The sequence below is a fragment of the Nostoc sp. ATCC 53789 genome (genome assembly GCF_009873495.1).
In the GTDB taxonomy this organism is placed as follows: Bacteria; Cyanobacteriota; Cyanobacteriia; order Cyanobacteriales; family Nostocaceae; genus Nostoc; species Nostoc muscorum_A.
This window is the reverse complement of sequence record NZ_CP046703.1, coordinates 5,127,188-5,143,221: the sequence shown is the minus strand read 5'-3', so window position 1 is coordinate 5,143,221 and position 16,034 is coordinate 5,127,188. Positions and strand designations below refer to the sequence as shown.

The 16,034-nt window shown below is 42.7% G+C and carries 11 protein-coding genes and 2 pseudogenes; 8 read left to right on the top strand and 5 right to left on the bottom strand.

Going from position 1 to position 16,034, the window contains the following annotated elements; genetic code table 11:
• Nucleotides 1-14: 14 nt before the first annotated feature.
• Nucleotides 15-932: an AEC family transporter gene (locus GJB62_RS21360; protein WP_114084970.1), complete on the bottom strand. Its 918-nt coding sequence runs from the start codon at nucleotides 930-932 to the stop codon at nucleotides 15-17.
• A gap of 102 nt (nucleotides 933-1,034) precedes the next feature.
• Between GJB62_RS21360 and GJB62_RS21355 the strand changes: the two genes are divergently transcribed.
• Entirely contained in the window at nucleotides 1,035-1,847 is an 813-nt protein-coding gene (locus tag GJB62_RS21355) for a M15 family metallopeptidase (RefSeq protein ID WP_114084969.1), read from the top strand.
• A 281-nt stretch (nucleotides 1,848-2,128) separates the two neighbouring features.
• On the opposite strand, the gene mrdA (GJB62_RS21350) is transcribed toward GJB62_RS21355, so the two are convergent.
• On the bottom strand, nucleotides 2,129-3,949 hold the full coding sequence (mrdA, locus tag GJB62_RS21350) for a penicillin-binding protein 2 (protein WP_114084945.1): 1,821 nt from the start codon (nucleotides 3,947-3,949) through the stop codon (nucleotides 2,129-2,131).
• A 362-nt stretch (nucleotides 3,950-4,311) separates the two neighbouring features.
• On the bottom strand, nucleotides 4,312-6,159 hold the full coding sequence (gene mrdA, locus GJB62_RS21345) for a penicillin-binding protein 2 (protein WP_114084944.1): 1,848 nt from the start codon (nucleotides 6,157-6,159) through the stop codon (nucleotides 4,312-4,314).
• A gap of 202 nt (nucleotides 6,160-6,361) precedes the next feature.
• Here mrdA (GJB62_RS21345) and GJB62_RS21340 point away from each other — a divergent pair, with 202 nt between their 5' ends.
• Entirely contained in the window at nucleotides 6,362-7,489 is a 1,128-nt protein-coding gene (locus tag GJB62_RS21340; protein WP_114084943.1) for an ABC transporter ATP-binding protein, read from the top strand.
• 199 nt (nucleotides 7,490-7,688) lie between these two features.
• Nucleotides 7,689-8,138, top strand: coding sequence for a hypothetical protein (locus GJB62_RS21335; RefSeq protein WP_114084942.1), 450 nt, complete (start codon nucleotides 7,689-7,691; stop codon nucleotides 8,136-8,138).
• A gap of 186 nt (nucleotides 8,139-8,324) precedes the next feature.
• On the opposite strand, the gene GJB62_RS21330 is transcribed toward GJB62_RS21335, so the two are convergent.
• On the bottom strand, nucleotides 8,325-9,098 hold the full coding sequence (locus GJB62_RS21330) for an MlaE family lipid ABC transporter permease subunit (protein ID WP_114084941.1): 774 nt from the start codon (nucleotides 9,096-9,098) through the stop codon (nucleotides 8,325-8,327).
• Between the two features lie 319 nt (nucleotides 9,099-9,417).
• On the opposite strand from GJB62_RS21330, the gene GJB62_RS21325 reads away from it, so the two are divergent.
• From GJB62_RS21325 to GJB62_RS21315, 3 genes and pseudogenes are all read left to right on the top strand, one after another.
• Nucleotides 9,418-9,720 (top strand): hypothetical protein, encoded by a 303-nt coding sequence (locus tag GJB62_RS21325; RefSeq protein ID WP_245245982.1) that lies wholly within the window; start codon nucleotides 9,418-9,420, stop codon nucleotides 9,718-9,720.
• A gap of 581 nt (nucleotides 9,721-10,301) precedes the next feature.
• Complete coding sequence (locus GJB62_RS21320) at nucleotides 10,302-11,729, top strand: DUF456 domain-containing protein (protein ID WP_114084939.1); 1,428 nt, start codon at nucleotides 10,302-10,304, stop codon at nucleotides 11,727-11,729.
• A gap of 627 nt (nucleotides 11,730-12,356) precedes the next feature.
• Nucleotides 12,357-13,394, top strand: a pseudogene (locus GJB62_RS21315) (DUF3370 domain-containing protein); the annotation flags it as partial.
• A 111-nt stretch (nucleotides 13,395-13,505) separates the two neighbouring features.
• On the opposite strand, the gene GJB62_RS21310 reads toward GJB62_RS21315, so the two are convergent.
• Nucleotides 13,506-14,819 carry an NF041680 family putative transposase gene (locus GJB62_RS21310; RefSeq protein ID WP_159402443.1) on the bottom strand — a complete coding sequence of 438 codons (1,314 nt, stop codon included), beginning with the start codon at nucleotides 14,817-14,819 and terminating at the stop codon, nucleotides 13,506-13,508.
• Nucleotides 14,820-14,912: 93 nt separating this feature from the next.
• Here GJB62_RS21310 and GJB62_RS21305 point away from each other — a divergent pair.
• Nucleotides 14,913-15,293, top strand: a pseudogene (locus GJB62_RS21305) (DUF3370 family protein); the annotation flags it as partial.
• Nucleotides 15,294-15,576: 283 nt separating this feature from the next.
• The gene (locus tag GJB62_RS21300) at nucleotides 15,577-15,981 is read left to right on the top strand and encodes a response regulator (protein WP_114080516.1); all 405 of its coding nucleotides are present in this window, start codon (nucleotides 15,577-15,579) and stop codon (nucleotides 15,979-15,981) included.
• The last annotated feature ends 53 nt before the right edge of the window (nucleotides 15,982-16,034 follow it).

The following is a 16,034-nucleotide window of genomic DNA, read 5'->3' as shown; positions in this document are numbered from 1 at the left end:
GCATAAATCCAAAATCAAAACAGCCACAGCCAAACTGGGAGAGTAAGCAGCAATAGTATAGCCCCAGCAGCTAAGGCAGTAACTGCCAGATCGCGATCAAGATTGAATGCCTCCGCAATTACAAGTGTGGCAAAAGCTGGAGGCATGGCCATTTGTAAGACAATTACTTTTGCGATCGCTCCAGTTATTCCAAACACTGGTAGAATACTGCCCAATATCAAGGGAACTAGCAGCATTTTGATTCCCAAGCTCATCCCTACTTGTGGTAGGCTACGCCAAGATTTGAGTAGCGCCAGTCGCATTCCAATTAACACTAGGGATAAAGCTACACTACTCCAAGCAAATTTTTCTAACCAGAATTCCGTAACTGTGGGAATTGTCACCTGCCGAAACAGCAAGCCAAATCCGAAACCCCACAGGGCAGGATTAATTAAGATAGACTTGGCAATCTGCCAATGATTCTGGAAACCGCCGCCAAAACGCGCAGCTAGTAATACACCCAAACCGTAAGTTCCTGGGAATGAACCTAACAAATCGTAAAATAACGCCCAAGCAAAGTATTCCTTGCCTACCATTGCTAAGGTAATGGGAATAACCAAGATAACCTGTATACCCAACATTGCGGCTAATATCAAGCTAGCCTGAGTTGGTGGTTGGAGGACAGTATTTCTAAAATAGGCTTGTCCTTTAATTCCTAACCAAGCTAAAAATGCTCCTAGTAAAATGGCTAGGTAAGCAATAGCAGGTGCAATCCAAATTTGCCCTGACAAGCTGGATTGACGCAAAAAAGATACTATGCTTATGGGTACTCCCACCCAAAAAAGAAACTGTCCCAAACGTGTAGGAACTGTTATAGGTAGTTTGCGTCCCAGAACAAAACCTACCAGGACTAATCCTCCCAGCTTGACGTATAGTTCTAAAAGGTTTGTCAAGATTGCGCCTAAGAACCACAGATGTAAAATGCTACCTGTTACGTCTACTTTTGTCCAGTGCAAAATCTGTTATGGCTATCCCACAAAAACAGGAGTTTACCCTTGAATAAGGCAGGGTTTTCTGGAAAACCGCAAAACTCATCGAATGACCTTGGTGATGATATTCCAGTGGCTGTACGTGATACACCTATTGCAGCACGCAAAATGTGGTTGCAACCCCAAATTATGCTGATTGGCGGAGTGGTGGGATTTATCCTGCTGGCTTTAATTAGCGGTTTTTTGTTTTTCGTCACTGCACCCAAAAAAATCGCCGATTCTCAACCTTTACCAGCGACTTCTACTCCTCCGACTCCAGCACCATCTAATAATTCTAGTAATTCTAGCGATACTGTATTAGGGCATTTTCCTTACCCAGAAGCCCCTCAGTCAGAACTAGTAACCATCTCCGCAAATAGGGGCATTAGAATGCGAAAATCTGCTGCCCAAAAGTTTGAGGAGATGGTAGCAACAGCCCGGAGTGCAGGTGTAACTTTAGTGCCAATTTCTGGCTTTCGCTCACTTAAAGACCAGGAACAATTGTTTTTTGGTGTCGGTGCCCAACGAAATCAAACGCCAGCAGAACGGGCTGCCCTCAGCGCTCCTCCTGGTCATAGCGAACATCACACAGGTTATGCTGTGGATGTTGGGGATGGATCAGTACCAGCAACTAATCTCCAAACCAATTTTGACAAGACCAAGGCTTATCAATGGCTGCAAGCAAATGCAGCACGTTTTAGCTTTGAAATGTCTTTTCCTAAAGATAATGTTCAAGGTGTGAGTTATGAGCCTTGGCACTGGCGTTTTGTTGGCGATCGCAACAGCTTGGAAATGTTTTACAAAGCCAGAAATTTGAAACCCGCTAAGATATCGCCATAAAAGACAGCAGGCAGAAGTCAGGAGTTTGGTTTTACCCTTTCTCTCCCTACTCCCTCTCCTCTAGTGGAGGCTGAAGCACTACTTCCGTAAGGGCTGGACAGTAGTAAGCTAATCGGCATTTAAGTTGCAGAAAAGCAGGGCTGAAGCCCTTACTACGAGCGAATCATTCTGGAAAAATGAATGATGATTAGCTTATTCAGCAATTTTCTTAGCGATCGCATCTGGTCAGGAAATTTTATCTTGATGACTAAGTAAAATTACGGTAATCTCAAGCCACAATTTTATACTTTCTTCGGCGCTGGTTTCTGATACTTACCTGGATACTTGCGCTGAAAATATTCCTCCATAATTTGTAAGATCATTGGCGCAGCAATGCTACCACCGCCACCGCCGGAATGTTCTGCAAATGCCACAATCAGAACTTCTGGCTGTTCAGCAGGTGCATAAGCACCAAACCAAGCGTGATTTTGCTTAACACGGCCTTTCCACGCTTCGGCAGTACCACTCTTACCCGCGACTGAGGGAACTGTAGGCTGCTTCAAAACCTTACCAGTACCTTCAGCTACTACTTTCCGTAGCCCTTGCCGGAGAACACTTATGGTTGCCGGCTTCATATTTAAAGATTCTCGCCAGCTTTTTGCTTCTTCATTGTCTTTAAGCAAATGCGGCTGGACTCTATAGCCACCATTCGCTGGCACAGCAAACATGATGGCGACTTGCAGGGGTGTAGTTTGTAAAGCACCTTGACCAATTGACATATTAATGCTGTCTCCTACAGTCCAAGGTATCTTCCAAGCTTTCTGCTTCCATGTCTCATCTGGCACTAAACCTTTTGCCTCTTCGTTGGCAAACTCAAAGCCGGTTTTTTTACCAAATCCATACTTGCGAGTCCATTCTATTAAAGTTGGGCCACCGACTCCGCGACCAATTTGATAGAAGAAGGTATCACTACTCCACTGTAATGCACCAACAAAACCCAACGGCCCGAATCCGGCGTGATTCCATTCACCAAATCTGGTACCGCCAAAAGTTAAGGAACCGTAGGTTTGCAAAACTGTACTAGGAGAAAATTTACCTGATTCTAGACCAGCTGTGGTAGTGACAATTTTGAAAGTACTCGCGGGTGGAAAGGCGCTAAGGGCGCGATTTACCAAGGGATGATCTGCACCTTGTACAGTTTCCCAATCTTTTTGGCTGAGTTTCTGCTTCGAGAAAATATTGGGGTCAAAGGTGGGATGAGATACCATTGCTAAAACGGCACCGTTCTTCGGGTCAAGTGCCACGATCGCACCGTCGCGATCGCCTAAAGCTTTTTCTGCCGTCTTTTGCATATTTAAATCTAGGGTTAAGTGCAAATCTTTACCAGGCTTCGCTTGCTTCTCCCCCAAAACCCGGAGTGGCCGACCTGCACCATCGACTTCTACTTGCTGACCCCCCCATTCGCCTCGCAGACTTATCTCATAAGCTTTTTCAACTCCCATTTGACCAATCACATCACCTAATCTGTAGCCCTCCTGCTTCTTTTCTTTTAACTGGTCGGCGGTCAGTTCTCGCGTATAGCCTAATACATGAGCTAATTCCTTGCCGTGGGGGTAGTAGCGAACGGCTTCTGTATGAATTTCTACATCTTTAAGTTCTGTTTGATACTCCTTCAATGCCGTAATTTGTGCTTCATTCAAGTTACGAGCAATCCGTATAAGTGAAGAAGAGTTAGCACCTGCCTCTTCTAATTTCTTCTCCATCTCTTCTTGGGGAATCTCAAGAATTTGAGATAGACGTGCCCCCACAACTGACCATGCAGGCTTGGTATGTGCCATCGGCCACAAATATACAGAGCGAGGATAGCTAGTACTGGCTAAAAGTTTGCCATTACGGTCAAAAATATTACCCCGTTCTGGTTGTTTGGCAATCATCCGAATTCGATTTGACTCAGCTCGTTTTCGGTGGCTTGCTCCTTCAGTAATTTGCAAATATGCCAAACGAACACTGATTCCCGTCAGCATTAATAGAGTAAATATAATCAAAAATATCGGCTGGAAACTCTGTCCAACTGTACGTGTATTTTTTTGTCCGCCAAGTGGAGATGGTTTAAATATAGTCATAAGACAAAGAAGATTTCAAAATTAAGATTATCTGTAAACAATTCTGCTCATTTCTTAGCAGGTATTTAATAGCAAACTAATAGGCAGTGATTAATTGTTTTCAATTAATACCATAAGCTACTCTCTTCCATCTCATCGCCCAAAGGCTTTTTGAATTCTGAATTTTGCACACTAGTACAGGTCAGCGGAAATAAACCACCCATTCCAAATGAATAAAATACTTAGGCTGTATTCATTTTTAATTTTTTTAGCGCAGCGTAAAGCCTTCGGCATGGCTTCGCTTAGAGCGAGTCTGCGATAGCGAAGCGTTAGCGACGCAGGAGCGTCGCGTCACTTTTAATTTTTAATTCCGCCCTGCGGCACTAGTCTCCAGTGCCATGTCCTGAATTCTGAGTTGTTGCTTCTGATGGATCAGGCTGAGATTTTTTATACTTACCTGGATACTTGTGCTGAAAATAAGCTTCTAGCACTTGTAAAACCATAGGCCCACAAATAGTACCGCCGTGTTCGCCAGAGTTTTCACCAAAAGCCACAACCACAATTTCCGGCTTATTACTAGGGGCATAAGCACCAAACCAAGTATGATTTGGGCGACCAACACCAGCTTCAGCAGTGCCACTCTTTCCAGAAGCTGGGGCAATTGTCGGCACGTCCAAGCGCTTACCAGTACCCTCACTCACTACCTTTCGCAGTCCATCGCGGAGAACTTTGATCGTTGTCGGCTTCATATTTAACGATTCTCGCCAACTTTTTGCTTCTTCATTGTCTTTGAGCAAATGCGGCTGAACTCGATACCCGCCATTAGCAGGGACAGAAAACATAATCGCCGATTGTAGCGGTGTTACTTGTAAAGCGCCTTGACCAATTGACATATTAATGGTGTCGCCTACAGTCCAAGGTGTCTTCAAAACTTTCTGCTTCCATATTTCATCTGGAACCAAGCCTTTTGATTCTTCGTTGGGAAATTCAATGCCAGTTTTTTGACCAAATCCATATTTGCGGCTCCATTGGATTAAAGTTGGGCCACCAACTTTTCTACCAACTTGATAGAAGAAAGTATCACTACTCATAGCGATCGCTCGTGGAAATCCTAATGGCCCGAATCCGGCGTGGTTCCACTCACCAAAAGTCACCCCACCAACGGTAAGAGAACCAAAGGTCTGTAATATTGAGTCAGGAGAAAATTCACCTGATTCCAATCCGGCTGTCGTGGTGACAACTTTAAAAGTACTAGCAGGCGGAAAGGCACTCAAAGCCCGATTAACCAAGGGATGATCTTTCCCTTGCACGCTTTCCCAATCTTTTTGGGAGAGTTTTTGTTTTGAGAAGATATTCGGGTCAAAGGTGGGGTAAGATACCAGCGCTAAAACAGCACCGTTATTTGGATCGAGTGCTGCGATCGCACCTCGTTGATTTCCTAAAGCTTTTTCTGCTGCCTGTTGCACATCCAAATCTATGGTCAGATGCAAATCGTTACCAGCTTTTGCCTGTTTTTCGCCCACAACTCGGATTGGTCTACCCGCACCATCTACTTCCACCTGCTGACCACCCCATTCGCCTCGTAGCACTTTCTCATAGGCTCTTTCCACCCCCATCTGACCGATTACATCCCCCAGCCGGTAGCCTTCCTGCTTCTTATCCTTTAACTGGTCTGCGGTCAACTCTCGCGTATAGCCTAATACATGAGCCAATTGCTTCCCATGAGGATAATAACGTACAGAATCTGTATTAATTTCCACTTCTGGGAGTTCATTTTTATACTCCTTAAGCGCCGTGATTTCTGCTTCATTGAGATCGCGAGCAATTCGGATGAGCGAAGAAGAATTAGCACCTGCTTGTTCTAATTTCTTTTCCATCTCATCTTGCGGGATGTTGAGAATTTGCGCTAGACGCGGGCCGACTACAGACCAAGAAGGCTTAGTATGTGCCATCGGCCACAAATATACAGAGCTAGGATAGCGAGTACTGGCTAAAAGTTTACCGTTGCGGTCAAAAATATTACCTCGTTCCGGTTGTTTAGAAATCATCCGAATACGGTTCGCTTCGGCTCGTTCTCGGAGTTTTGGGCCTTCAACAATTTGCAAATAGGCCAAACGAGCCTCAATCCCAGTGGTTATTAAGAGGGTAAATACGATTAAAAATATTGATTGGAAACCACGTCCAACTGTACGTGTATCTTTTTTGCTGCCAATTGATGGGAATAAAGACATAATACAAAGAATGATTCTAAGAGCGGTATTATCTGTATACAATTACCCTAAACTCATGCCCAAGACTGGGTATGAAAAAATCGGGCAAGTATATTCTTGAACAATTGTTTTTGGCGGATACAATAAACCAAAGTGTCAAATATAGTCTGCCCAATAGACTACTGACAAAGTTACGTAAGATCACGGCATTCTACTAAGGATTATGGCTCAAATTGTCATGCAGAATCAGAGGGGGATAACAACTTTTCAGCCACTTGATGTTGAACTGCGTAACGTGTTCAAGTTTTTTAACCAAGAACCAGCAGTACACGGAATAGACTTGGATGTCAGACAAGGAGAATTTTTTAGTATTTTAGGCCCCTCCGGTTGTGGCAAAACAACAACACTACGCTTAATTGCTGGCTTTGAAATCGCTGATGCTGGCAAAGTGTTGATTCAGGGTCAGTCTATGACTAATGTGCCGCCTTACCGCCGACCCGTCAATACTGTATTTCAAAGTTACGCTCTATTCAATCACTTGAATGTCTGGGATAACATCGCCTTTGGACTACGGTTAAAAAAAATCCACAAATCGGAAATTGAAATTAGAGTTCAAGACGCTTTAAAGTTAGTGAAAATGGAAAGTTTGCGATCGCGCTTTCCCAGTCAACTTTCTGGTGGTCAACAGCAGCGAGTCGCCTTAGCGAGGGCTTTAGTCAACCGTCCCACCGTCGTATTACTAGATGAACCTTTAGGGGCGTTAGATTTAAAACTACGTAAAGAAATGCAGGTTGAGTTATCAAATTTACACAAAGACTTAGGAGTAACCTTTGTGATGGTGACACACGACCAAGAAGAAGCATTATCTTTGAGCGATCGTATTGCCGTCATGAACCAAGGCAAAATCGAACAAGTTGGCACTCCCAGCCAAATTTACGAACGTCCCCAGACATCTTTTGTTGCTGATTTTATTGGCGATACTAATTTATTTAGTGGTGAAATCGTAGCGGTAGACTCCTCTAGTATTAAAATTTCCACAAAAACAGGACTCTCAATTATCATTAACCGCGCTGAAGATACACCATCTCAATTATCACAAGCGGTAGTAGTGAGTGTGCGCCCAGAAAAAATACAGCTTTCGCTTTATCCACCCAATTTGCCAGCTAACTGCTTTGAAGGGCGGCTTATTAATGTTATGTATTTGGGTACACACGTTAATTATGTTGTGGAATTAACAAATGGTATTAGGATAAATGTATTGCAACCTAATACTTTTGGTGCTTTACCGGATAGCGACACGCCAATCTACGCTTGGTGGGCAGAAAATGATTGTTTAGCTATTAATCAATAGTTATAATAGTCTATCTTCTATAAAGCTTATTTTTGAGTTTTGCGAAGCTAGGTGCAACTCAAAGAGCCTTTTTTCCTGTTGCCTCTTAAGCCAAATAATTATGGCTACGCCACGCTGGGCGAACAAAAATCAAAGCGCATTCCTATATAAAATTTAATAATGGAATAATACCTTGACCTTGTACTCGGAATATTAACCCATGTCAATTTTTAAAAGAGTTCCTTGGGTGTCCCTGGCGTTAGTACTGCTTAGTTACAGTACCTTGGGCTGGGTAATATCTGAAACACACGCTCCTCTGTTTGTGTGGGTGCTGACTGTGGTTGCAATCTTGCTTTTAATAGTGACGTTGACCACTCCTTGGCCGAAAATGACCTATTATCTCAGGATTTTGCTTAAATCAAACGTCAGGTCTTTTGGCGTTGCTGTCTTAGCAGCTTTCTTATTTTTTCTGATGATTGCCTGGTTTCGGGTATTTCTTGATACTTTACTCATCATTTCGGCAACTATATTAGTCAGAATAGATTTCCAAAGAGCAGGTCTTAGAGAAGGGCTAGCTTTTTTTACTGCATCTATCTTTTCATTTGCAGGTTTAGCTTTGGGTGCGCTAATTTACGAGTTAATATATTCCCACGTTCTCGTAAAGTTATGAAGTATATTCAAAAAAATTAGAGATGTCTGTGGTGGACTGCATAAAAGCTTCAAAACTCATGTTTATTACCTAAAGATTTATAAATGAAGGCAGGAGGAAAACTGTACTTTTCTATGAGACGCTATGCGAATAGACAAGCTCTGTTACCACTCATTTTCCTGCCCTGTCCCCTTCCCCCTGCTCCCTTCAAAATGCAGGCTGGTCAAATAGGAGTAGAGAAAGGAAAAAATCCATGATAAAAATGGATACCCAACTAGTAACAACTGCCTTTGTTGCCGATTCTCCTACTTCTTTAGCTCCCCCCTTAGTAGTTAAACCCCAACTACAGCCGATGACAGCAACCAGTAAACCAAAAATAAACCCTTTTAACAAAATAATAAACAAATCTGATGGGTCTAGAAAATTTCTGACTGATTCTAAAAATGTTTCGGGAATAATTTTGTAAAAGTATGAGCCGGCAAAAACTCCACCGATAATCCCAGTAACTAAAGCCAAAATCGTCATCAAAGGCACCATCAAACAACAAGCAATTACTCTAGGAAGTACTAGATAATCAATGGGATCAGTTTTGAGCATATAAAGTGCATCAATCTGCTCAGTTACCCGCATTGCACCTATTTCTGCTGCAAAAGCAGAACCCACTTGTCCTGCCATAATACTAGCGGTTAAAATTGGAGCTAATTCTCTACAAAAAGCTAAGGCAAAAGCACCTCCCACAGCATTTTCAGCCCCAAATCGGACTAATTCTCTTGCCGTCTGAATAGTAAAAATCATTCCTGCAAAACCGCTAACTAGGAGAACTGGAGAGATAGAACAGGGCCCAGCAGTCACCAGATGTTGCATAATTTTGCGGTAGTAAGTTTTTCCCTGAATAAAATGTAGCCACACTTGACCGAAAAGCAGCACTGCCGCACAACAGCGTGCAATATGAGATTGCTCAAAATTTGTTTTTAATCGCAATTTTATCGTCCTTAAGACTGGCTTTTTTTTGCAAATTATTGTTATATCAATTCTTCAAAATAAGACTACAGACACAAATGCTGGAAACCCAGCTAGATGTAATCTGGCTTTCTCAATTACGTCGTAGACGCATGAAGTCCGGCTTTTTGCAGGATATTACGAATTGGTCTTAGGGTATGGTACATGAACACCATCAAGTTTGAGACTTTTCTGCTCAATACAAATTGTCTATAGGACTCTCCTATAGCTGGTATTTTATTTTTACGGAGTTCCTAATGTTAAATGATTTTTTATGAACAGGATAAAAGCAGGAATATTTATGTTGCTATTGATACTAAGTTTGTCCGTAGCACAACCAGCTTTTGCATCAGTGTGTCGCAATTACGATTTCTACAACGGGCTACGCCAACACCACCAGATTTGCATTCTCAGCATCAACCGAAGTGCTAAAAACTATTGGGAATACAGGGCAACCGTTAGTGTAGATGGAGTAAAAAGGCCCACCGAGGTTTACAATTGCCGAGAACGAGTCAAGGTTCAACAAGGTGGAGGTGTTTTACCCTTTGAGCAAAAAGACCCTGGTGAAATGATATGTAGCTTTTTTAATTCTTCTCGGCGGTAAACACGCGCCAGATAATAAAGACTGTAAAACCTAGATAGGTGAATACTGTTAACCATTCTTGCCAGCTACCAAATCCATTATTCATCAGCAAAAGCCGGAAAATCAATATTTCTCAATCCTACACTCTAGCGCTACCAGTCGGTTGCTGCTTGGAAGAGAAAGGAAGACTACTCAAAAATTTTTAGCTAATTTTCCGAAATCGATAACAGTCAAGCGGTATCCCTAATCAGAGCATCGATTTTATACTGAACTTATATAACTAACCTTTGGGCAATATAGCCCCATGTTTCAACTCAAAAACCCGGCCATGATGGACGGGTTTTTGATGTTGAGATAATTAGACTTAGGGATGATTAATAGAAAAGATGTAGACTCAATAAGACTTGCAACAGAATAATGCAGAGCTACAGAGAACGCAGATAAATAAGAATTTGAGAGATTTTTTGTGTAAGTTCTCAGTTGCCGTTGAGCAATTCAGCAGCACTTCTTGAAAATATCTGCGTATTAAATAAAACTATTATTCAGAAACTTTTAAGCAAATTTATCGGTCTGGTTCTCCAAATTCTGCAAAAATTTAGCCAATGTCATCTTCTGCTCAAGGTATTCCCGGATTACCCGATTTGACGCATCCGATTGAGCTTGTTCAATTTGGAACCCAGGCGCTCAAAGCTTCACTGTTACTAGTATTTTTGATCGTAGCTTTAGGAGTTGCGATCGCACTGATAAGTTTTTCCCTCCGTCGCAGCCAGCCGGAACAGCTTATATTCATCGGTGAATGGGCTGTTGGCTATTCTCAACTGTTGCGCGGATTACAACATTTAACTCTAGTATTAGTTCTCTTAGTACCGGGATTTTTTCTCTGTTCAACTTTAAGCAATCGCTACCACTATTGGGAACAGGCAAAGGTGGCTCAAGTTGCTGAAAGTGTTGCAGGTGAAAAGCTCGAACAACTTGCCCCCCAAGTCCGCTACTCTATTCAAGAGCCATACTCATATAACACTCAAGTTGGCAACAAAATAGTCAAGGTAAATGAGACAAGACAAATTAACCGCTTCTTGAGCTTGGCTGGTTCGCAAATTCAAGTCAAGCTTGACCAAAGCGTAGATGTTCCAGGGCGTAGCTCAATTTATCGGGCAAATTATACTGCCGATTATAAAGTGGTTAACAAACTCAAGGATATTAATAATTTTTTCTTTGAAGCACCGCCACCCAACGGCTACACACTTCTTTCTAGCTATAAAATCGAGCGTGACGGGACAAGATTGCAACAAATCAATCCAGAAGATTATGGTTTTCCCTTCCGGCTGCAACCAGGAGAAGAAACGACCTTTCGAGTCACCTATCAGGCTAGAGGCGGGCCTCGCTGGGTTTATAGTGCAGGGGGACAGATTTTATCTAACTTCCGCCTCATAGCAATTGCTAACTTTGCTCCCGCTAATTTTGCCAGTGGTATTGAACCTGACGATATTAAATCTGACGGACGTAGTACGCAATTTACTTGGAAATTTGACGAGAATGTTTCAGTCAAAAATCCATTTGGAGTGTTTACCAATACCGAACCGATTCGTAATACAGGGGTAATTCCGCGTCTTTTATTGCTAGCACCAGCAATATTTTTGTGGTGGATTTTGTTGTTATATTTATCACTACCAATGAGTTTCAGAAATGTTGCGATCGCTGGTAGTATTTTCTTTGCTTGTCTATTGGTTTTGACCTATCTGGCTCGTGTCATCAATGCTCAGTTGGCTTGGACTTTAATTTCCATCATCTTACTGTTTTTGACATGGGGATTGGGAGCTAGTCGCAGTGCTTCTTTGGCTGCTATTATCTGCACTATTGCTGGAGCAGTATTACCAATTTTTGGATTATTAGTACCATTTAGCGGCCTCACCCTCAGCCTAGCGGGTTTGCTTTCAGCCGTTTGGCTAGCAGTTCGTCACTGGTATGGCTGGTACAGTTTGCATCCACAAGACCAAAGATTGCAGGCTCAGAAAAATGCTAAAGATTAGTAGATTTAGCTATGATTAGCAAAGTTTTAGCAAATCGCATTTATGGATAACGATTTACTGGCTTTCTTTGCGGGTGCTGGATTGCTCGTCCTCTATCTCATTTTTTCTGCATTGACTGAAATGGGAACTAAACTACCTTGGAAGAAATAAGCTGATAGGACGATAAAGTTACTAAAAAGTTACATTTTTCAACCTGATTGGGCTTGGAAAAAGGAATAAACATCCTTTAGGCTGAGTTAATGTACTTATTTTTCGAGAGCAAGCCAAATGCGCGATCCACAAAAGAACCAGATTAAAATCGAGCCGGCAACCCTCGTATTAATTGTGTCCCTTCTAATACTTTTGCCTTTACTGTTTGTTGGTTTTTTCTCGCAGTGAGCTAGTGAGTAATACCAGATACAGCAGTTTTATTTTAGTCAATTTTTTTACGAACCACAGAGACGCAGAGGGCACTGAGAGAATAAAGAAATGCTTAACTGAACCAGCAATTCTCATAATGAGAATTGCTGTGCAGCGTCTCGTAGAGAAGTGCGGGCTATACTTACGCATTTTCAGAAATTCGGTTTTATGAACTTGTAATAATAACTTGTTATATCTGACACTACAGCGTGATCGACCCGCAAATTTATGCTGGCTAAATTACCACTACCTATATTCACACTTCTATTAGGACTTGCTATAACTCAAACCTTTGGATGCACAGCAGATAAAAAGAATTCAGCGATCGCTCAAACACCTCAAGCACCCCAAGAAATCCTGCAACCAGGAGTAGTTCTGGCTTTACCAGGTAAGTTGGATACAATACCCGTTTTTAATAGCAATAGCCCAGAATGGATCAAAACTGAGGGTATTTTACTTTCTACTTTTCCTACAAAGGGTAAAAAAGTTGCAGCAGCGCACCTGAATTTCCCCTTCAAGGGACGCTTTGACTTATTTGCTCACCACTACACCCACACTCCCAAGGATTTACAAACGCTATACCTGGGTGTAATTCTGCATAACCCTGGCAAAAAACCTGTAACAGTGGATGTGTTGCAAGCGGCGAGTTACTTGATGAAAGATGCGCCATTTGTTACCTTACCACCCTATGTAGAAAATAACGATGGTAAAGCTTACTCTGGACCAGGCGATCGCGCTGTTGGTGATGTACTCCGGGGTGTTAGACAAGCTGATTTCCCTGCAAAGCTGATAATTCCGCCAGGACAAAGCCGGATGTTGCTAAATCATCCGATTCCTGTACAAAATCTAGAAAAGCCTGTGAATGGTCGCTCTAGCTTTATGAGGTTGCGTAGTAGCGATCAAGTTTATACGGCAAGTTTAGCAATGTTTGCCAAGAAAAATTCTGATAATACAGAACGCCCACCGACTCTTGCAGAATGGCAAGCTTTACTAGATAACGGGAACTTTGCCGGGCCGCGAGATAAAACTCCGACTCCTCCAAATGCTACCAGTGGCGCACTAATTTATGGGCGTGTAGCTGGTGTATCACAAGGTTCTCAGTGGCAAGCAAAGTTGCTGGATAATCCTCAAAGCACAAATCTGACTATTCCCCAGCGTGGCAAAGCTATTTCTTATGTTTTAGACACATTGCGGAGCGGTCGATTGGGTACTCAACAAATCCAAACGGCCAAAATGCTGGTACGTTATCCAGATACGGCTTATGAACTTGAGTTTGGACTAATTGGCATTTAGCAGCAATGAATAGAAAGCAAGAAAAAGTTACCCAACTTCTTTTAGAGGCTGAGTTAAGTTGAATCGTTGAAAAAGAAGCAGAAACTAAGCAGCAGTTAGATCAGCGTTCTTAAGTGATTCTTCGGTTTTAGGTTTTTTAGATGCGTGTTTTTTGACAGTGGGATAACGCTTACGCGAAGGTGGCTGATGCCCTTGGGCACGCCCAGGTGATTTACCGCGAGTTTTCGGGGGTTGAGCAGGAGTGCCAATAGTGGCTAAAATTAGAGGAAAGGCTTGTGCTACGCGTCCTGGAGACAGTTTATCCTGAGTCGATTGCCAAGGCAAGGGGGAATCAATACAGGCAAGTCTAGCTAGCCATAATTGCCAAGTTAACAATGGCATCAGGTCACTCCATCGCTCTGCTGCCTGAGTAGAGCCAAGCTGAGGCTGTGTCCAATATAACCTCTGCTTGGCAAATCGATACCAATGTTCTAGAGCAAAGCGGCGGAGGTATTTTTGCCAGAGATCCTCTAATGGAGGCATTGTCTGACCCAACCAAGCTAGCCATAAGGGTTGGAACTTACGATTGCGTCCAACTGGTTGGATCACCTCGACGCGAATGATTTCCATTGCCCGGTTTGGAGATTGAAGAAAATGAAACCCACTCCAGCGCATGACTTTTACTCGACCAACTTGCGGGTCTTCAACTTCTAGAGTTTCAGTTACCTCTGCCCAAGTTTCCGAGTCATTGAACTTAAACTTATGACCATGTTTACACGGTGCGCCTCGTCCTTTGTAAGTACCGGGTGTACCCCATACGCATCGGTTAGAAGCTAAACGCAGCAACAGGTCTGCGTCAATCTTCTCCGTGGCTTGGACAAATTTGGCGTTGCCGTAGCCTCGGTCATAAGCAGCAAGCGGTCTTTTGCCTAACTCACGGGTTATTTGTTTAAGTTGGAATGCGGCTTTACTTGTTGGCGTTTCAAAGCTGGTGATCCGTTCGTGCTTTAACGGCAATGCCCAACTCCCATCCGCTTCTGGTATCCACGCTAACGTACTGTAACTTTGTCCGATGCCTATGCTTCCCCTGGAGTCCCCATGAAAAGTTCTTTCTTTTAGTGTCTTCGCTTCTGGTCTTGCCCAAAAGCTATGATCTCCTGCTAGAAATGGCTGTTCATCCGTCACTACCTCCTGTACCAGTAGCTTCATCAGTTTTCTTTTTGGTGGACGACTATCATGTAGTGCTGCATAAATGCTCGACCATTGCCGTCGAAATACTGGGCTTTGTGACAAGCTTACAAACGATGGGATACTCGGACTTGTTAATACTGCATCCATCAATTCAAATACTGCATCTTTGGCCTTTCCCAAACAATCGTAGATACCTTGGCGGAATTTTTCTAGTTGTGTCAGGATCATCACGTCAATGATTTATCGATTACTTTCATTGACTTTACGGCAGTCAGTGTTACTGCTGACTGCTTTTCTCTAGCTTTTTAGTCCAAACTCCAGTATGAAGCACATGGTAATTATGGGGTGGAATATAAACTCACCTTACCTTTAAGCAACAATACCAACCAAAATCAGACCGTTACCGTTACTTTAGAAACACCTTTGAAGGAAGATAAATTATCCCAAGGTGGTGTACGTTTCCGCAAACCATCCTTAGATTTTCCCTTCTTCCGTGGTACGGTGCGGCTGCGTTACTTCGATGACCAAGGTCAACAAAAGACGCGCTACGTACATCTATGGCACAGAACTGGTCAGGTGTTAGAACCATTGGTACAGCTTGTACTTCCACCTTCCACCAAGCGGATAGTACTGGTAGATGTGATTTATCCACCAGATTCGACACCACCCCAAGTACTGAGTGTAAGGACTTTAGACAAGTGAGGAGTCAATACTGCTCGGGTTTTGCATTTTTAACTCGGAATCGGGTTTGGGGAAAAGGTTAAAGGGTAAGGGTTAAGGGTTTTTTCTTTCCCTTTTCCCTTTCCCCTTTTCCCCTTAACCGAGAAGTATTGACTGAGGAGTTAGTTAACAATTCGTAATTTGTAATTACGAATGATTAATTATTTTAGGGATAGGTATCTGACTTTTCAAGCATGTAGGAAAGACCATAAAGACATTTTCAAAATGGGGATTTAAACCCTTAATTTACGATAAAATTTCATTTATGGAACCTTCTGGAACTCTTGCTGGTTTAGATATTCTGGTAATTGAGGATGATAATGATACTCGCTTTTTCATCACTACTGTGTTGGAAATGGATGGAGCAAGAGTTATACCAGTAATATCAGCGGATGCGGCGCACAAGGTATTGTCCGAATTACAGCCCGATGTTTTAATTTCTGATATTGGGTTGCCTGGGGAGGATGGCTACACTTTCATCCGCAAATTTCGTGCGCTCAAATCAAACAATTGTGGACGAGTCCCAGCTATTGCTTTAACAGCTTATGCTGATGCTGAAGCTCGTATCCGTGCCTTGGAAGGTGGCTTTGACACTCATGTATCTAAACCAATTGATCCAGACGAACTAGTTGAGATAGTAGCTAACTTGGTTGCTTCTTGTAATTGGTAATCATTGTAGTGCCCGATCAAGTGCGTTAAGCTACTGTTAACGCACTATTTTCA

What these genes read in the sequence shown, in the direction of transcription:
- GJB62_RS21320 (WP_114084939.1), top strand. Translation starts at nt 10,302, where the DNA reads ATGTCATCTTCTGCTCAAGGTATTCCCGGATTACCCGATTTGACGCAT.
- GJB62_RS21335 (WP_114084942.1), top strand. Translation starts at nt 7,689, where the DNA reads ATGTCAATTTTTAAAAGAGTTCCTTGGGTGTCCCTGGCGTTAGTACTG.
- GJB62_RS21300 (WP_114080516.1), top strand. Translation starts at nt 15,577, where the DNA reads ATGGAACCTTCTGGAACTCTTGCTGGTTTAGATATTCTGGTAATTGAG.
- mrdA (WP_114084945.1), bottom strand. Translation starts at nt 3,949, where the DNA reads ATGACTATATTTAAACCATCTCCACTTGGCGGACAAAAAAATACACGT.
- GJB62_RS21325 (WP_245245982.1), top strand. Translation starts at nt 9,418, where the DNA reads ATGTTGCTATTGATACTAAGTTTGTCCGTAGCACAACCAGCTTTTGCA.
- mrdA (WP_114084944.1), bottom strand. Translation starts at nt 6,159, where the DNA reads ATGTCTTTATTCCCATCAATTGGCAGCAAAAAAGATACACGTACAGTT.
- GJB62_RS21310 (WP_159402443.1), bottom strand. Translation starts at nt 14,819, where the DNA reads ATGATCCTGACACAACTAGAAAAATTCCGCCAAGGTATCTACGATTGT.
- GJB62_RS21340 (WP_114084943.1), top strand. Translation starts at nt 6,362, where the DNA reads ATGGCTCAAATTGTCATGCAGAATCAGAGGGGGATAACAACTTTTCAG.